This is a genomic window from Arthrobacter sp. OAP107 (assembly GCF_040546765.1).
Taxonomy (GTDB): Bacteria; Actinomycetota; Actinomycetes; order Actinomycetales; family Micrococcaceae; genus Arthrobacter.
Map to the genome: position 1 here is coordinate 430,617 of NZ_JBEPOK010000001.1, position 19,391 is coordinate 450,007.

The following is a 19,391-nucleotide window of genomic DNA, read 5'->3' on the forward strand; positions in this document are numbered from 1 at the left end:
ACGTCCCTACACCAGCGGCCAGGGATACCTCATGCCGGTGCGGTCCACCGGCAGCACGGGTTCGTGCAGCAGGCGGCGGACCCGGCGCTGCAGGGCGGCGACCTCGGAACCGTCGAGGAGCTCCGCCACGGCCTCGGGCACGGCGTCGGCGAGCGGGGCGATGTCCTCGAGCAGGGCCTCGGGGATGGGGTCGCCGGCGAAGTCCCAGATCACCGTGCGAAGTTTGAAGATCGCCGAGAAGCACAGCCCGTGGTCGATGCCCCACACACGCCCGTCGTCGCCGCGCAGCACGTGGCCGCTCTTGCGGTCAGTGTTGTTGGCGACGTAGTCGAACAGGGCGATCCGCGCCAGGTCGGGGTGCGTCTCCGGGACGTCGGCGTAGAGCGTGAAGTAGTGCTCGCTGAAGTCGCAATCGATGAACCACTGCAGCGACCCGACCCCCAGGGGTGCCTCCTCTCGGACCACCGTCGTGGGCACGAATCCCCAGCCCAGGGACTCGCTGAGCAGGTACGCCGCGCGCTCGCGCCGGTAGAGCCCGGGCTCAAAATCGGACAACGGCCGCTCCCCGGCCTCCGGCTTGTACACGGCATAGGCGGTGTCTTCCCCGGCGGAGATCCCGACCAGGAAAGTCTCGTTGCTGCTGCGCGGGATGCGTCCGAGCAGCTCGATCCCGCCCTCTGTGAGAAGGGTCAGCTCGCGTTCACACCCAGCCATGTCAGGACGCCCGCAGCCCGCTCAGCGGCTCGGACGTCGAATTCACCGTGAGCACTGCGGGCTCCTGGCCGTCCGAAAAGGAGATCGCCGAGACCGACCCCGGGCTGATGACGATCCGCTGGAAAAGGTCCAGGGGCGTGCCCAGGGCGTGGGCGACGGCCGCCTTGATTGGGTCGGCGTGGGAAAAACAGACGACGACGCCCCCGGCGTGCGCTGTTCCCAGCACCTCCAGCGCACCGACGATCCGCGCTTGCATCTCCTGGAAGCTCTCGCCGTCGGGGAAGCGGAAGGCCGACGGGTTGTGCTGCACGCTCTGCCATTCCGGCAGGCCAGCCAGTTCCGAGAGCGCCGCGCCGGTCCACTCGCCGAAGTCGCATTCGACCAGGCCGGCCTCCTCCCGCACCTCAACGCCAAAGCCGGCAGCAGTCGGCTCAGCCGTCTCGCGGGTGCGCTCCAGCGGCGAGGAGTAGACGGCATCCACCGGCAGGCCCGTCAGCCGTTCCGCGACCCGCTCGGCCTGGACCCGCCCACGGTCGGACAGGTGAAGTCCCGGTGCCCGGCCCGGCAGCACCATGCCCGTGGTGGGTGTTTCCCCGTGGCGCACCAGAAGGAGGAGCGTGCTCTCCGGTTTCGACGGCGGTGCGGGGGCCGACGGTATATCTGCTGTCATCAGAATTAAGCGTAGCGGCAAGAGGAAATTGCTCGATTCCCCGCACCCCCGAGGACTACGGTAGAGGGGTGAGTGATCGTCCCGATATCTTCACCGTTGGCGAACTGCGTGCATCCGGCCACGTCCACAAGGACCTGCGCCACGAAATCCGCGACAACCTCATCGCGGCGCTCGCCGCCGGACGCGATCCGTGGCCCGGACTGTTCGGATTCAGCCGGACCGTCCTGCCGCAGCTCGAGCGTGCCCTGATAGCCGGGCACGACGTCGTCCTGCTCGGCGAACGCGGGCAGGGCAAGACCCGGCTGCTCCGCACCCTCGCCGGGCTGCTGGACGAGTGGTCGCCGGTGATCGAGGATTCCGAGCTCAACGAACACCCGTACGAACCCATCACCGAGCAGTCCCGCGCCCGCGCCCTCACCGAAGGGGACCGGATGCGGGTGGCCTGGCGCCACCGCTCCGAACGCTACGTCGAAAAGCTCGCGACGCCGGACACCTCCGTGGCCGACCTGATCGGTGACGTCGACCCGATGCGCGTGGCCGAGGGCCGCCGCCTCGGGGACCCGGAGACCATCCACTATGGCCTCGTCCCGCGCTCCAACCGCGGCATCATCGCCATCAACGAGCTCCCGGACCTCGCCGAGCGGATCCAGGTGTCGATGCTCAACGTGATGGAGGAGCGCGACATCCAGATCCGCGGCTACGTGCTGCGGCTGCCGCTGGATGTGCTCGTCGTTGCCTCCGCCAACCCGGAGGACTACACCAACCGCGGCCGGATCATCACGCCGCTGAAGGACCGTTTCGGCGCCGAAATCCGCACCCACTATCCCATCGAGCTCGATGACGAGGTCTCTGTCATTCGGCAGGAGGGGAAGCTGGTGGCGGACGTGCCGCCCGTCATCCTTGAGATCCTGGCCCGCTACACCCGGGCGCTGCGGCAGTCGCCGGCCATCAACCAGACCTCCGGCGTTTCCGCGCGGTTCGCCATCGCCGGCGCCGAAACCGTCGCCGCCGCCGCACTGCGCCGGGCCAGCGTGCGCGGCGAGGATCCGGCCGTGGCGCGCATCATCGACCTCGAGACCGCCGTCGAGGTCCTGACGGGAAAGATCGAGTTCGAGTCGGGCGAGGAAGGCCGTGAGCAAGGCGTCCTCGACCATCTCCTGCGGACGGCCACCGCGGAAGCTGTCCGGGCGCACTTCCAGGGCATCGACATGGGCCCGCTCGTGGCCGCGCTCGACGGCCACACCACCGTGACCACAGGGGACCAGGTCACGGCACGGGAGTTTCTCGAGAACCTTCCGTCCCTCAACGGCTCAAGTCTCTACGACAAAATCGGTGACCGCCTTGGCGCGACAAACGACGGACAGCGGGCGGCCGCCGTCGAACTTGCCCTGGAGGGCCTTTACCTCGCCCGGCGGATCTCCAAGGAGTCCGACGACGAGGAAACGGTCTACGGCTAAACCCAGTTTCCGCCGGGTCCAGATTAGCCAGTACAGGAGGCATCATGACCCTTCACAACCGGTCCAGGTACGGCCGGTACGCCGGAGGTCCGGATCCGCTTGCCCCGCCGGTGGACCTGGCGGAGGCGCTCGACGCGATCGCCGAGGACGTCATGGCAGGGTACTCCCCCCGCCACGCCCTGCAGGAGTTCCTGCGGCGCGGCGGCCAGAACCGCGAAGGGCTGGACAACCTGGCCCGGCGCGTCCAGCAGCGGCGGAGTGAACTGCTGGGCCGGCACCGGCTGGACGGCACGCTCAACGAGGTCAAGAAGCTGCTCGATACCGCCGTCCTGGAGGAGCGCAAGCAGCTGGCCCGCGATGCCATGATGGACAACAACGACCGCGCCTTCCGGGAGATGCAGCTGCAGAACCTGCCACCGTCCACGGCGGCTGCGGTCAACGAACTCGCGTCCTATGACTGGCAGTCGAGCACCGCACGGGAAGCCTACGAGCGGATCAAGGACCTGCTGGGCCGCGAAGTCCTGGACCAGCGGTTTGCCGGCATGAAGCAGGCGCTCGAGAACGCCACCGACGAAGACCGCGAAGCCGTGGGCGAGATGCTGCGTGACCTCAACGAGCTGCTCGGCAAGCACCGCCGCGGCGAGGACACCGACGCGGATTTCCGGGAGTTCATGGCCAAGCACGGCGACTATTTTCCGGAGAACCCGCAGTCGGTCGAGGAACTGGTGGACGCCCTCGCCAAGCGTGCCGCCGCGGCCCAGCGGATGCTGCAGTCCATGTCCCCCGAGCAACGCGAGGAGCTGATGCGGCTGTCCGCGCAGGCGTTCGGCTCGGCGGAACTCATGGCACAGCTCAACCAGCTCGACGACAGCCTGCGCGCCCTGCGTCCCGGCGAGGACTGGAACGGCTCCGAACGCTTCCAAGGCCAGGAGGGGCTTGGTCTGGGCGACGGCACAGGAGTGCTGCAGGACATCGGCGAACTGGACGAACTGTCCGAACAGCTGTCCCAGTCCTACAACGGATCGACCCTCGACGACCTGGACCTCGATGCCCTGGCGCGCCAGCTCGGGCAGAACGCCGCCGTGACGGCCCGCACGCTCGCGGAGATCGAGCGGGCGATGCAGGACGGCGGCTACCTGCGGCGCGGTGCCGACGGCGACCTGAGGCTGTCGCCCCAGGCCATGCGGCGGCTTGGAAAGTCACTTCTGCGGGATACTGCCAAGCAGCTGTCCGGTCGGCAGGGCGGCCGGGACACCCGCGTCGCCGGGGCCGCCGGCGAGCAGACCGGCTCCAGCCGCCAGTGGGAGTTCGGCGACGCGGAGCCCTGGGACGTCACCCGGACCATGACCAACGCCATCCGGCGCACCATGGCCGACGGCGGCGATCCCGGCCAGGGACTGCGGCTCGCCGTGGGCGATATTGAGGTGACGGAGACGGAGGCCCGCACCCAGGCCGCCGTCGTCCTGCTTGCCGACGTGTCCTTCTCGATGGCAGCCGAGGGGCGGTGGGTGCCGATGAAGCGCACGGCGCTGGCCCTGCACCACCTCGTCTCTACCCGCTTCCGCGGCGACCGGCTGCAGCTGATCACGTTCGGCCGGTATGCGCAGTCCATGGACATAGGCGAGCTCACGGCTCTGCCGGCGCTCCGCGAACAGGGGACCAACCTGCACCACGGCCTGCTGCTGGCCGGCCGCTTCTTCCGCCAGCACCCGTCGATGCAGCCCGTCCTGCTGGTGGTGAGCGACGGCGAGCCTACCGCCCATCTGCTGGCCGACGGCGAATCGTGGTTCAGCTGGCCGCCGGATCCGGAAACCATCCGCATCACCGTCGCGGAGCTGGACCGGCTGGCGCGCGCCGGCACGCAAGCCACCTTCTTCCGGCTCGGCGATGACCCGGGCCTGGAACGGTTCGTGCGGCGGCTGGCCCGCCGGATCGACGGCCGGGTGGTCGCCCCCGACACCGGTGACCTGGGGGCCGCCGTGGTGGGGGAGTACCTCCGTGCCCACTTCCGCGGCCGCTATTACGACGACGACTGGGCCGCCGGGATTTAGTCCCTGTTTCGTGCGGCGAAGGTCAGGCGGCTGCCAGTTCAGCCGGCACGGCCGGAAGTGCTGCCAGCGTCGGTGCTGCAGTGTTCGAGGCCGTGATTTTCGGCGTCAGGATGCTGAACCGGTAGTCGCGCTGGAGCGGATCCACCTGCAGCGGAAGGTGATGGGAACGGGCGCAGCCGCGGAGCTCCTCCATGGCCTGCGGCTCCACATCGGCCAGGGTCATATCCAATTCCAGTGCCAGTCCCGGAACCAGCGAGTCGGCGCGCTTCATGACGTCGTACAGGCCCTGAATGCTTTGAACAGTTACGTGGCCCTGGGTCTTTACCTGGGCCTTGGCGCCGTCGAGGTCAACGCTGACCAGCACCCGCAGCTTCTCATTCACTAAGTTGTCTCCCCAATTTAGAAAGGGCCACCACGCTGTGGCCCCCGACTACGATAGACGAATGTGACGCGGGTAACAAGCCGGGGCTGTGGCTTATTGTTTCTCCGTGACTGCTGCCTGCGCCGTTTCACGCTGGGTGGCGGCCCAGCTGGCCAGGACCTTCAGCGCGTCCTCGGACGGAGTACCGGGATCGGCAGTGTACACGTTGATCCGCATCCCCGGGTCGGAGGGGAGCTCCAGGGCCTCGAAGCTCAGGTCCAGGTCGCCGACGATGGGATGGTGCAGCCGTTTGCGGCCGGTCCGGTGGTACTTCACGTCGTGCCGCGCCCACCGGCTGCGGAACTCCTCACTCCGGGTTGAGAGTTCGCCGATCAGATCAGTGAGGTCCTTGTCGTAGGGGTTTTTCCCGGCTGTCGACCTCAGGACGGCGACGATGTCGTCCGCGGAGCGCTCCCAGTCCGCAAAGAACTCCCGCGCTTTGGGATTCAGGAAGGTGAACCGTGCGCTGTTCGGCGGGGTGACCTGCTCGGCCATCAGGTCCATATACAGGGCGCCTCCGAGCTCATTGGCGGCCAGCACGTCCCCGCGGTCGTTGCGGACCCAGGCCGGCGCCGTCGTGATCGCATCAATGACGCGCTGCACGCTGGGCCGCACCGTCTGCGGGCTGCGCTTGCGCCGCACGCGCGGGGAGGCCGTGGCGGCACGGGCGAGATCGAACAGGTGAGCCGTTTCGGCGTCGTCGAGCTTCAGTGCCCGGGCGAGGGCCTCGATGACGCCGTCCGAGGCGCCGGAGAGGTTTCCGCGCTCCAGCCGGATGTAGTAGTCAACACTCATCCCGGCGAGCATCGCGACTTCCTCGCGGCGCAAGCCCGCCACACGCCGGTTGCCGCCGTAGACCGGCAGGCCGGCCTCCTCGGGCGTGATCCGGGCCCGGCGGGAGGTCAGGAACTTCCGCACGTCGTCGCTGTGTGTCATGGCACCAACGCTACGCGGCGGCCGACGCCCGAGGGAGGCACTGGCAGTACTTGGAACAGCAGGAACTCCCGGCCGCGCGCAGATCACGGTTGCATTGAAGCATGAAACCAGAACTCACACTCAACAATGGCGTCACGATGCCCGCCCTCGGACTGGGCGTCTTCCAAAGCCCGCCGGAGCAGACGACGGCGGCGGTCGAGGCCGCGTTGTCCGCCGGTTACGGGCACATCGACACCGCCGCCGCGTACGGCAACGAACGGGAGGTGGGCGAAGGCATCCGCCGCTCCGGCCTCGACCGTTCGGACGTGTTCATTGAGACCAAGGTCTGGGTGAGCGATTACGGCTACGACCAGACCCTGCACGCCTTCGAGAAGGCTGCCGGGAAGCTCGGCGTCGACCAGCTCGACCTGCTGATCCTGCACCAGCCCGCACCCGACAGGTTCGAGAAGACGATCGCCGCGTACCGGGCGCTGGAGACCTTGCTCGCCGAGGGGCGCGTTCGGGCGATCGGCGTCAGCAACTTCATGCCGCACCATCTGAATCAGCTGCTCGCCGCAACCGACGTGGTTCCGGCAGTGAACCAGATCGAGCTGCACCCGTACTTCACCCAGCCGGCCGTCCAGGCCGCCGACGCCGACAACGGCATCCTCACCCAGGCCTGGTCGCCGATTGGCGGCATCACCTTCTACCCCGGCTGGGGCGAGGACCGCCGGAACGTGATGGAGGACCCCGCGATCGCCGCCATCGGGGAAGCACACGGAAAGAGCGCCGCCCAGGTCATGCTGCGCTGGCACCTGCAGCAGGGCCGCTCAGCCATCCCGAAATCGACCAACCCGGCACGCATCGCCGAAAACTTCGACGTCTTCGACTTCGAGCTCAGCTCTCAGGAGCTCGCTGCCATCGACGCCCTCGACGCCGGCGTGCGCAACGGACCCGATCCGGACGAAGCCCGCGAGGAGCGCTTCGCCATGCTCATCCCCGAAGCCTAAAACCCCGAAGCCTAAAACCCCGAAGCCTAAAACCCCGAAGCCTAAAACAGAGAGAAGGAACCAGCATGGAATACCGTCCCCTTGGCCGCACCGGCGTGCAGGTCAGTCCCTTGTGCCTGGGCGCGATGATGTTCGGCCCCTGGGGCAACCACGACCGCGCCGACAGCACCCGCATCATCAACCGCGCCCTCGACGCCGGCATCAACTTCATCGACACCGCCGACGTCTACTCAGGCGGAGTGTCTGAGGAGATCGTCGGGGAAGCCCTGGCCGGGCGCCGCGACGACGTCTTCCTCGCCACCAAGTTCTTCATGCCCATGAATGAGGACGATCCCAACCAGCGCGGCGGATCCCGGCGCTGGATCATCCGTGAGGTGGAAAACTCCCTCCGCCGCCTGAACACCGACTACATCGACCTCTACCAGGTCCACCGGCCCAGCCCGGACACCGACGTGGAGGAGACCCTCGGCGCCCTCACCGACCTCGTCCGGCAGGGCAAAGTGCGGTACATCGGCTCGTCGTCGTACTCCGGATCTCAGATTGTTGAAGCCCAGTGGGCATCCCGCGAACGTAACCTGGAGCGGTTCGTCACCGAGCAACCGCCCTACTCGATCCTGGTCCGCGGCATCGAGGAGGACATCCTCCCCACCGTGCAGCGCCACGGCATGGGCACGCTCACCTACAGCCCGCTCGGTGGCGGCTGGCTCTCCGGACGCTGGCGCAAAGACTCCGCCTCCGCACCGACCTCGAGTGCCCGCCCGAACGCCCGGTTCGACATGACCAGCCCGGCAAACCAGCGCAAGCTCGACATCGTCGAAGACCTCGCCCGGCTCGCCGAACAGGCCGGACTCAGCCTCATCGAGCTGGCGATCGCGTTCGTGATCAACCACCCCGGCGTCACGTCCGCTATCGTCGGACCGCGCACCATGGAGCAGCTGGAGTCCTACCTCCCGGCGGCCGGCATCACCCTGTCCTCCGACGTGCTGGACCGGATCGACAAGATCGTCGCGCCCGGCGTGACCGTCAACCCCGAGGACAACAGCTACGGAGCCCACGAACTCACGGCACAGGCCCGGCGCCGGAAAGCGGCGGCCTGACGTTCCGGGAGGCCCTATCCGGGCCTCCCGGAACGGGTGGCCGCCGCGGTCTAATGGCAAGAGCAGACCTGACCCCCGCCCTTCCACTTAGGCATAGCGTGATCACATGAGCAACAAAGACGACATCCGGAAGTTCCTCGTCTCCCGGCGCGCGAACGTCACCCTCGCGCAGGCCGGGCTGCCCGACTTCGGCGACGAACGGCGCGTGCCCGGACTCCGGCGCGAAGAGGTCGCCCAGCTCGCCGGCGTCAGCATCGATTACTACACCCGGCTGGAGCGCGGCAACATCCACGGCGCATCGGAGGGCGTGCTCAACGCGATCGCCCGGGCACTGCACCTGACCGACGTCGAACGCGAGCACCTGCTGGACCTCGCGCGGCCCGCCTCCGCAGCAGCAAACGTTCCGGGAAGAACGACGGCGGCCGTCACCGTGCGCCGGTCGGTACAGCGGGTGCTGGACAGCCTCGCCGTGCCTGCCGTCGTTTACAACTCCCGGCAGGACCTCGTGACGGCAAACCTGCTGGGCCGGGCGCTGTTCTCGCCGCTCTTCGAATCCGACCGGCCCAACATGGCCCGCTTCATCTTCCTCGACTCCCGGGCGAAGGACTACTACGCCGACTGGCCGCTCGCCTGCAGCCTGACCGCCGCGATGCTCCGCTACGAGGCCGGCCGTGACCCGCTCAACGCCGAGATCACCGAACTCATCGGCGAACTCGCCACCCGCAGCCCCCAGTTCCGGAGGGACTGGGCGGACCATGACGTGCACGAGCACCGCACCGGCCGGAAAGTGTACGGCCACCCGGAGGTTGGCGACCTCGACCTCACCTACGACGTGTTCGAGATGCCGGGCGAGCCGGGACTGTCCATCGGCACGTACACCGCCGACGAGGGCTCCGAATCGGCGGACAAGCTCCTCCTGCTCGCCGCGTGGGCCGCGACCCGGGAGTTCGGCTCCGGCCGGTCTGAGCCGGAGGCGTAGTAGCGCACCCGCTTAGGCGGCGGTGCAGGTCCACAGGGTCGGGGGCTATCTTCCTTAGCGGGTTACGTCACCGCCGTGGCGTTCGCCGGTGACCCCGTTGCTCCAGTGATGTTCAGCGGCTTAATGGTGACAAGTGCGTCCCAGCTGCCGGTGGCCTTCATGTGCCGGCTGAGCGGGCCGAGCTGCCAGAGTTCGCCCAGGGGGAGGCCGAGTTTGGCGAGGAGCTGCTGGTGCATCATGCCGTGGTCATTGGGCGCCATAGGCCGGTAGGGGCTGGAAGGGACGGGCGGCAGGCATTCGACGGCGAAGTTGTCCGCTGCTATAACGGCGAGCTGGCTGTCCCACGCCCAGGCGACGAACTCGGCCGATTGTTCGATGCCGCTGGCCCGGCGGCTGTCGCGCTGGCTCTCCTTTTCCCCGGACGGGAGAGCCAGAAACCACTCGCACCAGCCTGTGTGGATCATGAGGATGTCCCCGGGCCGGAGAGCCAGAGACTGGGCCTCGGCAGCGGCCTGGACCAGGTTCAGGCCAAGGGGCTGCCCGGCCGCATGGTCGATGGGCGTGCCCTGCTCACGGCAATATCCATCGACGTCCACCAGCACACCCCGGCCGACGATGGGCTGCTCCGCCCACGCCTGGATGCCGAGGGCCGCTGTTCCTTCCCGGACATCGTCGTCGGGCGTGCCGTTGTAGAAGCCCACGTCGTCCGCCCTGCGGTGCCGAAGGCCGTCGATCTGGCTGGAGCCCTGCAGGTAGTACCCGTCGAGGTAGTCGTCCCGGTGGGCGGGGTGTGCCGAGTAGATCGTGTGCCGGGGAGCCCGCCGTTTCAGGGACATCCCGGGGTCGAAGGCGTCGGCGGGGTAGTCGAGGCCGAAGACGGTGCCGGTCCTGACGCAGCCGGCAGCGTCCCGGACGGAACCGGGCCCGATGAAGGACGGGGTGCCGCGCCCGGGGTCGGGAAACAGGCCCCAGGACGTGCCGGAAAGCTGCCCTTCCCGTTCCAGGAGTGCCTCGTAGGAGGGGTAGGTTGTGCCGGATTCCGTGGATGTCATGGTGTTCGGGCTTCCTGCTGCGGGCTGTTCTGTTGTGCGGGCGCCTTGTAGCTGAGCAGGAATCCGGCGATGGCACAGACGGACGCGGCGATGCACGCCGGGCCCTTGACGGCCTCGTTGAGGACAGCCAGCCAGTCACCCTGCCCCGTGACCAGGGCGAGGGCCTGCCCGGCCACGAAAACTATTCCGGCGATGAGGAGTACCGCCAGGCTGACTACGAAGATGGCGTTGATGGTGTGTCGTAACTTCTGCATTTCCACGCTTCCTTAGATCGGCAGGACGCCGACGGCGATCAGCACGCCGATGGCCAGCAGCGGCAGGGCGTAGAGGACGAACAGGCGGGCAAACGTTTTATACGGGTCTACGTCCGCGATGCCGCACGCGACGTACAGCGGAGCGCCGCCGGGCGGCACGGCTGCCTCGCAGGAGGAAAAGACCAGCACAGCGACTGCCGCGGTGGTTGCCGGAACGCCGGCGGCCACCAGCGTTGCCACCCCCACGGTTCCGACGGCGGCCATGGTCGCCGTCGCGGACAGCGGTGCGGCCACGGCGATGACAATCAGTCCGATCAGGATGGCCAGCAGCCACAGCGGAAGGTTGAACTGGTTCAGCAGCGCCGTCATCTGCTTGGGCAGGCCGGTGGCGGCCAGGGCGTTGGCGCCGGCGAAGGCGAAAACCACCGTGACGCCCACGACGCCGAAGCGGGGTGCGGACTGCTGCAGGAAGTTCCAGTAGGCTTTCCTGCCCCGCGGCAGCCGTTTCCGTCCCAGGATGAGGCCCGTGATGATCAGGACCACGGGGATCCAGACGATGACGCTGACGGACTTGGCTACGTCCGAGCCCGTCCAGCCGGAAAGGGCTTCGGCGATTGCACCGGAGGTGAGGATCAGCGGGACGGCCACCACGACGAACAGGATCATGGTGGCCCAGCCCTGGGCGAACGCCCGGCGGACGGGCGCCCGGTGCGCCGCATCGACGGGTGCCATGTCACTCCTGCGGATCAGCACGTACGTGACGATCAGGCGGTGCAGGAAACACCAGAGTCCGCCGAGCAGCAGGGGAAGGACGAGGTCGTTGACCTTCAGCAGCGGCCCGACGGTGGAGGATCCCACCAGGACGAACATCGAGGCGCTGAACGGGAAGGTGATCCCCATGCCTGCGTTGCCTGCCACGAGCGTTGCCGCGGAGGGCTTGTCGAGCCGGGACTTTTCCATCCACGGGATGGTCACCGATCCCACGGTCGCGGCGATCGCGGCCTGGTTGTGGACCACGCCGCCCAGGCCGGCCGACGCGACCGTGGAGACCCAGGCCGGCCCGCCCTTGACCCCGCCGATCAGTGAGTTCAGCAGGTCGATGAGCCGCTCCAGCACCCCGGTCCGCTCCAGCAGGTACCCCATGAAGACGAAGGCCATGGTGGCATAGACGATCTCATCGGTGATGGCTTCGTAGAAGGCGTCCCAGCCGGTCTGGGCGGCGGCTCCGGTAAACGGAAGGACAACGAGGAACCCGAGGAGCATGGCCTCGCCGACGCTCCGCTTGATGACCGTCGTCCACAGCAGGATGACGGCCAGATAGGCTCCCAGTGCCCAGATGCCGGTCATCGGGCGGCTCCTTCGGCGTGTTCGTATGCTTTCGGGTTCATCGTTGACTCCGTGTTCATTGATTCTGCCTCATGCGCTCAGCGCAGGGCCGCCTCCTGTGCCGGTGCTGCCGCAATCCGGGTCAGGGCGGCCGCTGAGGCTTCCGTCATTTCCGCGGGGACGCCGAGGTCGGCAAGGTAATTTGCGGTGTCCTGCATTTCCCGGGACCGGCGCACGGCGTGCTTGGACGTTCCCGCCAGGAACCGGTCGATTACGGCCTGGCCGTCGCCCGCCAGCTGCCGGGAAATCTGTTCCCGGATCCAGCTTTCAAGCCCTGCGGCCCGGCCGGCGGTTACGGCCTCAACAACCACCGATGCCAAGCCCTTCATCAGGATGCTGCGCAGCAGCTTGTGCGACATCGCGGCCCCCGGCCCGCCGTCGGCGATTTCGACGTCGACGCCCAGCGGCGCCAGCAGCTGCACCACCGCGGCGGATCCCGGGCCGCTGACCATGAGCGGTGTTTTGGCGCCCAGGGCGGCGACGGGCCCAAGGATCGCGACGTCGGCGAACTCGACCTGGCCGGCCTGCCGGCCCAGTTCCGCCATCACCGTGGGGGACGATGACGTGAAGTCCGCGTAGGTGCTGCCGGCGGGGAGCACCGGCAGGCAGTCCCTGGCCACGCTGCGGGCAGCGGCCGCACCGGTGAGCACCAGCACGATGTCCGCGCCCTGGCAGGCTTCAGCGGCCGTGGCCGCCCGTGTTGTTCCGGCCGGGGTGTTCGGGGCCACGGGGTCAAAGCCGGTGACCTGGTGGCCGGCCGCTGCCAGCGCGGAGGCGTAGGCCGCGCCCGCTTCACCCAGGCCGATGATGGTGCACTTTGTCATGAGACTTGTTCCTTACTTACTGGGTGTCCGTTACTGGCCGCGGGCGGCAATGATCGACGCCCGGCGGTTGGTTTCGTCGGCAAAAACCGCCTCGGCGGCTTCTGCCACGGCTGCGGCCTGCTCGCTGGGGATGACCACGATGCCGTCGGAGTCACCGATGATGATGTCGCCGGGCAGGACGGGGACGCCGCCGAAGGCAACGGGACCGCCGAGCCGGTGCGGCCCGTTCTTGTACGGGCCCGCCGGCGTGACCGCCCGGGCGAAGACCGGCATGCCGATCTCGCCGAGGGCCTCGGCATCGCGTGCCGCGCCGTCCAGGGCAAAGCCTGCGATGCCGAGGCTGATGGCGCGCTCGCCGATCAGCTCACCGAGGAGGGCACGGGACTCGTCGCCGCCGCCCGCAACAACGATGACGTCCCCCGGCTGCGCCAGCTTCAACGCTTCGTGGATGCCTTGGTTGTCCCCCGGGCGGGTCCAAACGGTGAAGGCGGGTCCGGCGATTTTCGCTCCCGGCCAGACCGCCTGGATCGCGGAATCCGCCACACCGAGCCGGTCCACCGCGTCTCCGATGTTCGCAGCGGGCAGCTTGGCCAGCCGGTCGATGAGTTCCTGGTCCGGGCGGGTGAAGGAGATGTCCTGAAGGGCGGGGGTTGTCATGGCGGTGTCTTCCCTTGTGTGTTGGTTTGAGCTGGGACGGGCAGTCTGAGCCGAACGCGGGCGGGCTAGTCCTTCTTTTGGACCAGGGGCAGGACCTTCTTGAAGTCCGCTTCCTGGCCTGCCCAGAACGTCTCGTAGTCCTTGCCGGAGAGGTAGCTGGTCTGCAGGCCGAGGTCGTTCATCTTCTTGACGACCTCGGGGTCCTCAATGGCCTTCTGCAGGGCAGCCTCAAGCTTCTTGGCGACGGCGTCCGGAAGGCCGGCGGGGGCGGAGTAGCCGCGGGCGGTGCCGGCTTCGACGTCGTAGCCGCTTTCCTTGAACGTGGGGACGTCCGGCAGCGACGGGGAGCGCTCAGCGGTCATGATGCCCAGGACGCGCGCCTTGTTCTGCTTGGTCAAATCGGTGACATCGCTGACGTTGGCCACCAGGACGTCGACATGCTTGCCGAGGAATGCTGTGGTGGCCTGCGAGGCACCTTCGGAAAAGTGAACCGGTGCGAACTCGGCACCGGTGGTTTCCTGGATCTGGGCCAGCGCGAAGTGCTCGCCGGTCTGCAGGCCGGTGGTGCTCGCCGTGAGGGACTTGGGGTTGGCCTTGACGGCGTCCAGCAGTTCCTTCAGCGTCTTGTACGGGTTGTCCGGCTGGACGGCGATGACGGCCGGATCAATGACCTGGCGGCCCAGCGGCTGGAAGCTGCTGCGGGTGTATTTCGCGCCGCGGCTGGGGTCCAGCGGGGATACGACGACGGACGGGGAGCCGGTGGCGCCGATGGTGTAGCCGTCAGGCTTGGCGCTGGTCAGTGCCGTGTAGCCGATCTGGCCGCCGGCGCCGGGCTTGTTGATGACCTCGACGTTGGTGCCGAGTTCCTTCTCCAGGACCGGCTGGACCAGGCGGGCTGCGGTGTCCACGGCGCCGCCCGAAGCAAACGCAACGACGAGGTCGATGGACTTGCCCTTCTTGGGGAAGTCATCGCCGGTGGCAGAGCTTGCACCGGCGCTGGCGCCACACCCGGTGAGGGCGAGCAGGGCAACTGCAGCGACGGCTGCGGAGATTTTCATTCGTGACTGGTTCCTGGGTGACAAGGGTCTTCTCCTTTGAAGAGAGATGTTCGGACTGCAGGGTGGATAGGTAATGGGACGGATGAAGGGGACCTCAGGCTTCGGGGTCCTCTGTGAGGGCCTTGGGCTTGCGGAACTTCAGGAGCGGGCTGCAGATGATCAGCACGCCCAGCGCGATGAGCACTGCGGATATGGGGCGGTTGAGGAAAACGCTGAAGTCGCCCTGGGAGATTTCCAGTGATTCGCGCAGGGACCGTTCCATCAGGGGACCCAGCACCAGTGTGAGGACCATCGGCGCCAGCGGGATATCCAGGTTCCTCAGGGCCAGGCCGAGGAGGCCGAAGCCGATCATGACGAAGACGTCGAAGACGCTGAAGTTGATGGTGTACGCGCCGATGACCATGAACAGCAGGATCAGGGCGGTCAGGATGGGAGTGGGGACCCGAAGGATCGAGGTCCAGAGCCCTACCAGGGGAACGTTCAGCAAGAGCAGCAGGACATTGCCGATGAAGAGGCTGGCGATGATGGCCCAGGCGATCTCGGAGTGTTCAGTGAACAGGCTGGGGCCCGGAGTCAGGCCCTGCTGGAGGAAGGCACCCATGAGGACTGCGATGGTGGGCGACGCGGGGATGCCGAGGGTGAACAGCGGGATGAGGGCAGCGTTGGCGTGGGCGTTGTTGGCCGTTTCGGGACCGGCAACGCCTTCGACGGCGCCCCTGCCGAGTTCGTGGCGGAAGTGTGAGAATTTCTTTTCCGAGGCGTAGGACAGAAGAGATGACACCGATCCGGTCATGCCCGGGATCAGGCCGAGCCCGAAGCCGACACCCGTGCCGCGGGCCATGGCCGGTGCGCTGCGGCGCCATTCGGTCCGTGAGGGGAACAGTGAGCGGAAACCGGGTGCGTGCACCAAGGGAGTCTCGGCGTTTTTGCGGTAGGAGAGGATCTCGGAGAGGCCGAAGACGCCGACGATGACGGCCACGAAGCTCACGCCGTCCAGGAGCCGGTCCATGCCGAACGTGAAGCGTGGGGCGCCGGCGACGGGGTCGATGCCGACCATGGAGATCAGCAGGCCCAGGGCTCCGGAGATCAGGGCCTTGACCATCGATTTTCCGGCCAGCGCCACGAGCAGGGAAATGCCGACCACCATGAGTGCGAAGAACTCCGGCGGACCGACCAGCAGGCCGAGCTCGCCCAGGGGTTTGGCCGCGGCGACGAGTCCGATGGTGGCAACGGTTCCGCCGATGAAGGATCCGACGGCGGCCAGGGTCAGCGCCGCCCCCGCCCTGCCGATCTTGGTCATCGCATAGCCGTCGATGGTGGTGATCGCTGAGGATGCCTCACCCGGAGTGTTGAGGAGGACACTGGTGATGGTGCCCCCGTACTGCGTGCCATAGAAGATCGCACACAGCATGATGATGGACCCGGCGGGGTCCAGATTCAGGGTGAGCGGGATAAGGAGTGCCACGCCGGCGACGGGCCCGACGCCGGGCAGGACCCCGATGATGGTGCCCAGCAGGCAGCCCAGGAAGGCGAAGATCAGGTTCTGCCAGGTCATGGCGGTGGCAAAGCCGCCGAGCAGTTCGTTGAGGGTGTCCATGTCTAGAGTCCGATCAGGTTCAGGACGGGAATGGATGAGACAGGCAGGGCCACGTTCAGTCCGTAGTTGAAGGCGTAGAAGGCTCCGACGCTTCCAGCCAGGGCGGTGAGCAGGGCGGAAAGCCAGCCCCGCTTTCCCCGGATCTTCAGGTGGTACATCAGGAAGAGGAACATGCCCAGCTGGAAGCCGAGCAGGTCCAGCAGCGCCGCCAGCAGCACAAGGCTTCCGACGACGGCGAGCACCAGTCCGCCGTCGGCCCCCTCACCTGCCGCGCTGGGGCGCTTTAGCTCCTGAAGCAGCCACAGGACTGACATCGAGGCGAGCACCGCGCCCATGGCGAACGGGAACAGCCCGGGGCCGGGACCCAAAGAGGTCCAGAGGCCGAGGCTCACCGAGCTGACGAGCACGTAGGCGCCCAGTGCCCCGAAGGCGGCGATCCCGGCCAGCACGCTGCGCGCCGGCCTCGCCCGGGCGGGGGACTGGGTCATGGTCGACTCCGTTGTCATCAAAATGCCTTCCAATTGCTTCCATAGAATGAAAGTGTCTTACATCAGAAGAAATAGTGACACGGCCCACAGGCGCTGTCAAGCGCGTGGAAAGAGCCGAAACTTACATAGAATGAAAGAATGACGGTGACCAATGCGCAGTCCGGCACTGCAGCGGACGACGGCGGCAAACCCTCCAACATGCGCTCGCTGTCCCGGGCGATGGAGGTGTTCGCGGAACTGCAGCGGGCGGACCGCCCCCAGCGGCTTAGCGATCTGGCGCGGAACTGCGGCATGAGCCTACCCACCACGCTGCGCATCCTGCGGGTGCTGCAGGACTTCGGGATGGTCAGCCAGACCGACAAGACCTACCGGATCGGCCCGGCAGTGCTGCCCGCGGCACGCAGCTACATCGAGAATGACCCCCTGGTCACCACGTCCCGCCCGGTGCTCCAGCAGGTGGCGGCGCAGACGGGAATGACCGCATCCCTGTACACCCGTTTGGGATTTGAGCGCATCCTGGTGGTCCGCGTCGACGGTGATGCCCCGCTCAGGTATGACATGCCCCTGGGCAAGCGGCTTCCCCTGACGGTCGGCGCAGCCGGCAAGGTCCTGCTGGCCGGCGCTCCGGACGGGCATCTCCAGGAAGTGGTGCAGGGGGCGGTGGCGGCCGGGCACGAAAAGCCCACGTTCAGCCTGGCAGAGCTCAAAGAGCGCCTGCCCGAGCCTGGAACCGATTTCGCATACTCGGCCGACGAGCGCGCCACCGGTGTCCTCTCGGTGGCGATGGCCATCAAGAGGTCGGGGCTGCCCAGCGAATCCATTGCCCTGACCAGCCCGGTGGAAGCCGCCACCGAGGAGGGGCTGAAGGCGGGCGTGCCCGAACTGCGCCGCGCTGCAGCCCGGCTCGCTGAACTGCTGGAGGGAACCGTCTACTGAGGCTCTCCATGGGAGTGCAGGCCTCAAAGCTGAGAGGAAGGCGGGTCGCATGGCAGGAATGCCGCCGGCCACCGTGGAGGTGAGTGCCGCCGTCGTCCGCGCCCTCCTCCGGGACCAGCAACCCGACCTGGTGGACAGCCCGCTGGTGCGGGTGGCCAACGGCTGGGACAACGCGACCTTCCGGCTCGGTGACGGCCTGGCGGTCCGGCTGCCCCGCCGGGACGAGGCCGTGCCGCTGATCCTGCACGAGCAGCGGTATCTTCCCGGCATCGCGAGCCGGTCCCCGGTTCCGGTTCCCGTGCCCGTCCATGCCGGCCGGCCGACGCCGGACTTTCCCTGGCCGTGGAGCATCGCCCGGTGGGTTCCCGGCGTCCCTGCTGTGGACGCAGGACCGGCGGACCGTGCGCCGGCCGCAGACGGCCTGGCCGCCTTTCTCACGGGGCTCCACGTCCCCGCCGACGCAGAAGTACCGGTGAACCCCGTCCGCGGGGTGCCGCTGCTGGACCGGAGTTCGGTGGTGCTGGAACGGCTCGGGGACCGGCAGCGCTACCCGCGGGCCGCGGAGCTGGGGGCGGTATGGGCCCAAGCCTGCGCGGCTCCTGCCTGGGACGGTCCGGCGATGATGCTCCACGGCGATCTGCATCCGGCCAACATTCTGCTGGCGGCCGACGGGTCGCTGGCCGGCGTGATTGACTTCGGCGACGTCGGGGCAGGGGATCCCGCCGTCGATCTCGCCGTCGGCTGGTTAATGTTCGACGCCGGCACACGGCAGCGCTTCATCGGCGCCTTTGGTCGCGCAGTGGACCGGGACACCTGGGCGCGCGCCCGCGGCTGGGCTCTCGTCCTGTCCACCGCCATGCTGAGCAACTCCGACGACAATCCGCGGATGTTTTCGGTGGGGGAGTTCGGCATCCGGCAGGTCCTGGCGGGATGACCTGCACGGCCGTCTTATAACGAGTTGGTAAGGCTGCTTATTATTCCTCCGGAACGACCCTACACTTATGGCATGGAACCGCTGGTGTCGATCATGTTGGTGTTCGCCGTGGCGCTGCTTTGGCTCATTGTTCCGGTGCTGTTGCTCTCGAGGATCAACCGGGATGTGCGGCGGGCCGTAAGGCAGCAACGGAAGGCGTTGCGCATGAAGGAGCGCCAGAACCACAAAAACCACGTCCCAAGGCGGGCTGTTCTGGCCCGGAAGCGCGGGCTCAAAGCGGCAAGGCGGCGTTCCGAGTCGAAGCCCCCGGCGCTCCCGTCCTCCAGCTGAGCCTGAGCTATGCGTCTCCGCAGGATGGTCGGCGGTAGGGTGGGCGCATGGAGATGCGCCTCGAAGTTGTGCAAGTGCCGGTAGCCGACGTTGACGCGGCGAAGTCGTTCTACGTGGAGAAGCTGGGCTTTGTCCTGGACCACGACGTGGAGCACATCCCCGGCATGAGGGTGGTGCAGCTGACACCGCCCGGTTCCGCTGCCTCGATCGTCATCGGCACTGGCATGACCGGTATGGCACCGGGGAGCCTGGAGGGGCTGCAGCTCGTCGTGCCCGACATCGACGCGGTGCGCGCCGAGCTGTTGGACCGCGGCGCCGGCATCAGCGAGGTCCAGGACATGGGAGGGGTGCAGTTCGCCTTCCTCAGCGACCCGGACGGCAACCGCTGGGTCCTTCAGGGCGCAACCGCTCCGGAGGTCAAGAGCGCGCACCTGGATTCGGCCGCTTCGTAGCCGCGAGGCCTTTTCCGGCCCGGTCACACCGGGTGTTGTGCGGGGCCACGGATTCCCCGCGGCCAGGTAGGCGGCCAGCCGCTGCAGGTGGTCCCGCCATTTCTCGTCT

At 67.7% G+C, this 19,391-nt stretch carries 21 protein-coding genes; 9 read left to right on the forward strand and 12 right to left on the reverse strand.

The features are described from left to right. Nucleotides 1-6: 6 nt before the first annotated feature. Both ABIE00_RS01920 and ABIE00_RS01925 read right to left on the reverse strand, forming a co-directional pair. Nucleotides 7-714 (reverse strand): SCO1664 family protein, encoded by a 708-nt coding sequence (locus ABIE00_RS01920; protein WP_354256026.1) that lies wholly within the window; start codon nt 712-714, stop codon nt 7-9. A gap of 1 nt (nt 715) precedes the next feature. After that, nucleotides 716-1,384 (reverse strand): MSMEG_4193 family putative phosphomutase, encoded by a 669-nt coding sequence (locus ABIE00_RS01925; RefSeq protein WP_354256028.1) that lies wholly within the window; start codon nt 1,382-1,384, stop codon nt 716-718. A 68-nt stretch (nt 1,385-1,452) separates the two neighbouring features. Here ABIE00_RS01925 and ABIE00_RS01930 point away from each other — a divergent pair, with 68 nt between their 5' ends. Together ABIE00_RS01930 and ABIE00_RS01935 are read left to right on the forward strand one after the other, a co-directional pair. Beyond that, nucleotides 1,453-2,841, forward strand: a complete 1,389-nt coding sequence (locus ABIE00_RS01930) for a sigma 54-interacting transcriptional regulator (RefSeq protein WP_354256031.1) — start codon at nt 1,453-1,455, stop codon at nt 2,839-2,841. Between the two features lie 44 nt (nt 2,842-2,885). After that, a complete protein-coding gene (locus ABIE00_RS01935; RefSeq protein WP_354256034.1) occupies nt 2,886-4,892 on the forward strand; it encodes a vWA domain-containing protein in 2,007 nt (668 codons plus the stop codon). Nucleotides 4,893-4,914: 22 nt separating this feature from the next. Here the strand turns inward: ABIE00_RS01935 and ABIE00_RS01940 are convergent, their stop codons facing one another. Together ABIE00_RS01940 and ABIE00_RS01945 are read right to left on the reverse strand one after the other, a co-directional pair. Continuing rightward, nucleotides 4,915-5,274, reverse strand: coding sequence for a hypothetical protein (locus ABIE00_RS01940; RefSeq protein WP_354256037.1), 360 nt, complete (start codon nt 5,272-5,274; stop codon nt 4,915-4,917). 93 nt (nt 5,275-5,367) lie between these two features. Then, nucleotides 5,368-6,249, reverse strand: a complete 882-nt coding sequence (locus ABIE00_RS01945; RefSeq protein ID WP_354256040.1) for a helix-turn-helix transcriptional regulator — start codon at nt 6,247-6,249, stop codon at nt 5,368-5,370. Nucleotides 6,250-6,350: 101 nt separating this feature from the next. Here ABIE00_RS01945 and ABIE00_RS01950 point away from each other — a divergent pair, with 101 nt between their 5' ends. The 3 genes from ABIE00_RS01950 to ABIE00_RS01960 all read left to right on the forward strand — a co-directional run bounded on the left by ABIE00_RS01950 (nt 6,351) and on the right by ABIE00_RS01960 (nt 9,314). Continuing rightward, the gene (locus ABIE00_RS01950; RefSeq protein ID WP_354256043.1) at nt 6,351-7,238 is read left to right on the forward strand and encodes an aldo/keto reductase; all 888 of its coding nucleotides are present in this window, start codon (nt 6,351-6,353) and stop codon (nt 7,236-7,238) included. Nucleotides 7,239-7,303: 65 nt separating this feature from the next. Next, nucleotides 7,304-8,335: an aldo/keto reductase gene (locus ABIE00_RS01955; RefSeq protein WP_354256046.1), complete on the forward strand. Its 1,032-nt coding sequence runs from the start codon at nt 7,304-7,306 to the stop codon at nt 8,333-8,335. A 106-nt stretch (nt 8,336-8,441) separates the two neighbouring features. Next, nucleotides 8,442-9,314 (forward strand): helix-turn-helix transcriptional regulator, encoded by an 873-nt coding sequence (locus tag ABIE00_RS01960; RefSeq protein ID WP_354256049.1) that lies wholly within the window; start codon nt 8,442-8,444, stop codon nt 9,312-9,314. A gap of 62 nt (nt 9,315-9,376) precedes the next feature. Here the strand turns inward: ABIE00_RS01960 and ABIE00_RS01965 are convergent, their stop codons facing one another. From ABIE00_RS01965 to ABIE00_RS02000, 8 genes are all read right to left on the reverse strand, one after another. Beyond that, entirely contained in the window at nt 9,377-10,366 is a 990-nt protein-coding gene (locus tag ABIE00_RS01965; protein WP_354256053.1) for a cyclase family protein, read from the reverse strand. Continuing rightward, a complete protein-coding gene (locus tag ABIE00_RS01970; RefSeq protein ID WP_354256056.1) occupies nt 10,363-10,620 on the reverse strand; it encodes a hypothetical protein in 258 nt (85 codons plus the stop codon). Before ABIE00_RS01970 ends, ABIE00_RS01965 begins: the two co-directional genes overlap by 4 nt. A 12-nt stretch (nt 10,621-10,632) precedes the next feature. Then, nucleotides 10,633-11,967: a TRAP transporter large permease subunit gene (locus ABIE00_RS01975; RefSeq protein WP_354256059.1), complete on the reverse strand. Its 1,335-nt coding sequence runs from the start codon at nt 11,965-11,967 to the stop codon at nt 10,633-10,635. Nucleotides 11,968-12,044: 77 nt separating this feature from the next. Further along, complete coding sequence (locus tag ABIE00_RS01980; protein WP_354256062.1) at nt 12,045-12,830, reverse strand: DUF1932 domain-containing protein; 786 nt, start codon at nt 12,828-12,830, stop codon at nt 12,045-12,047. A 30-nt stretch (nt 12,831-12,860) separates the two neighbouring features. Continuing rightward, nucleotides 12,861-13,487, reverse strand: a complete 627-nt coding sequence (locus ABIE00_RS01985) for an RraA family protein (protein ID WP_354256065.1) — start codon at nt 13,485-13,487, stop codon at nt 12,861-12,863. Nucleotides 13,488-13,552: 65 nt separating this feature from the next. Continuing rightward, nucleotides 13,553-14,545, reverse strand: coding sequence for a tripartite tricarboxylate transporter substrate binding protein (locus ABIE00_RS01990; protein WP_354256068.1), 993 nt, complete (start codon nt 14,543-14,545; stop codon nt 13,553-13,555). A 94-nt stretch (nt 14,546-14,639) separates the two neighbouring features. Next, nucleotides 14,640-16,142, reverse strand: a complete 1,503-nt coding sequence (locus ABIE00_RS01995; protein WP_354256071.1) for a tripartite tricarboxylate transporter permease — start codon at nt 16,140-16,142, stop codon at nt 14,640-14,642. A gap of 2 nt (nt 16,143-16,144) precedes the next feature. Beyond that, nucleotides 16,145-16,648: a tripartite tricarboxylate transporter TctB family protein gene (locus ABIE00_RS02000; protein ID WP_502914184.1), complete on the reverse strand. Its 504-nt coding sequence runs from the start codon at nt 16,646-16,648 to the stop codon at nt 16,145-16,147. A gap of 120 nt (nt 16,649-16,768) precedes the next feature. Between ABIE00_RS02000 and ABIE00_RS02005 the strand changes: the two genes are divergently transcribed. The 4 genes from ABIE00_RS02005 to ABIE00_RS02020 all read left to right on the forward strand — a co-directional run bounded on the left by ABIE00_RS02005 (nt 16,769) and on the right by ABIE00_RS02020 (nt 19,282). Then, nucleotides 16,769-17,566 (forward strand): IclR family transcriptional regulator, encoded by a 798-nt coding sequence (locus ABIE00_RS02005; RefSeq protein ID WP_354256077.1) that lies wholly within the window; start codon nt 16,769-16,771, stop codon nt 17,564-17,566. A 49-nt stretch (nt 17,567-17,615) separates the two neighbouring features. Continuing rightward, entirely contained in the window at nt 17,616-18,500 is an 885-nt protein-coding gene (locus tag ABIE00_RS02010) for an aminoglycoside phosphotransferase family protein (protein ID WP_354256079.1), read from the forward strand. Nucleotides 18,501-18,572: 72 nt separating this feature from the next. Beyond that, complete coding sequence (locus tag ABIE00_RS02015) at nt 18,573-18,830, forward strand: hypothetical protein (RefSeq protein ID WP_354256082.1); 258 nt, start codon at nt 18,573-18,575, stop codon at nt 18,828-18,830. A gap of 47 nt (nt 18,831-18,877) precedes the next feature. Continuing rightward, nucleotides 18,878-19,282: a VOC family protein gene (locus ABIE00_RS02020; protein ID WP_331570413.1), complete on the forward strand. Its 405-nt coding sequence runs from the start codon at nt 18,878-18,880 to the stop codon at nt 19,280-19,282. The last annotated feature ends 109 nt before the right edge of the window (nt 19,283-19,391 follow it).

Coding starts and splice junctions, on each gene's coding strand:
- ABIE00_RS01995 (WP_354256071.1), bottom strand. CDS start 16,142: ATGGACACCCTCAACGAACTGCTCGGCGGCTTTGCCACCGCCATGACC.
- ABIE00_RS01945 (WP_354256040.1), bottom strand. CDS start 6,249: ATGACACACAGCGACGACGTGCGGAAGTTCCTGACCTCCCGCCGGGCC.
- ABIE00_RS01990 (WP_354256068.1), bottom strand. CDS start 14,545: ATGAAAATCTCCGCAGCCGTCGCTGCAGTTGCCCTGCTCGCCCTCACC.
- ABIE00_RS01925 (WP_354256028.1), bottom strand. CDS start 1,384: ATGACAGCAGATATACCGTCGGCCCCCGCACCGCCGTCGAAACCGGAG.
- ABIE00_RS02020 (WP_331570413.1), top strand. CDS start 18,878: ATGGAGATGCGCCTCGAAGTTGTGCAAGTGCCGGTAGCCGACGTTGAC.
- ABIE00_RS01960 (WP_354256049.1), top strand. CDS start 8,442: ATGAGCAACAAAGACGACATCCGGAAGTTCCTCGTCTCCCGGCGCGCG.
- ABIE00_RS02010 (WP_354256079.1), top strand. CDS start 17,616: ATGGCAGGAATGCCGCCGGCCACCGTGGAGGTGAGTGCCGCCGTCGTC.
- ABIE00_RS01965 (WP_354256053.1), bottom strand. CDS start 10,366: ATGACATCCACGGAATCCGGCACAACCTACCCCTCCTACGAGGCACTC.
- ABIE00_RS01920 (WP_354256026.1), bottom strand. CDS start 714: ATGGCTGGGTGTGAACGCGAGCTGACCCTTCTCACAGAGGGCGGGATC.
- ABIE00_RS01985 (WP_354256065.1), bottom strand. CDS start 13,487: ATGACAACCCCCGCCCTTCAGGACATCTCCTTCACCCGCCCGGACCAG.
- ABIE00_RS01950 (WP_354256043.1), top strand. CDS start 6,351: ATGAAACCAGAACTCACACTCAACAATGGCGTCACGATGCCCGCCCTC.
- ABIE00_RS02005 (WP_354256077.1), top strand. CDS start 16,769: ATGACGGTGACCAATGCGCAGTCCGGCACTGCAGCGGACGACGGCGGC.
- ABIE00_RS01955 (WP_354256046.1), top strand. CDS start 7,304: ATGGAATACCGTCCCCTTGGCCGCACCGGCGTGCAGGTCAGTCCCTTG.
- ABIE00_RS02015 (WP_354256082.1), top strand. CDS start 18,573: ATGGAACCGCTGGTGTCGATCATGTTGGTGTTCGCCGTGGCGCTGCTT.
- ABIE00_RS01935 (WP_354256034.1), top strand. CDS start 2,886: ATGACCCTTCACAACCGGTCCAGGTACGGCCGGTACGCCGGAGGTCCG.
- ABIE00_RS01975 (WP_354256059.1), bottom strand. CDS start 11,967: ATGACCGGCATCTGGGCACTGGGAGCCTATCTGGCCGTCATCCTGCTG.
- ABIE00_RS02000 (WP_502914184.1), bottom strand. CDS start 16,648: ATGACAACGGAGTCGACCATGACCCAGTCCCCCGCCCGGGCGAGGCCG.
- ABIE00_RS01970 (WP_354256056.1), bottom strand. CDS start 10,620: ATGCAGAAGTTACGACACACCATCAACGCCATCTTCGTAGTCAGCCTG.
- ABIE00_RS01980 (WP_354256062.1), bottom strand. CDS start 12,830: ATGACAAAGTGCACCATCATCGGCCTGGGTGAAGCGGGCGCGGCCTAC.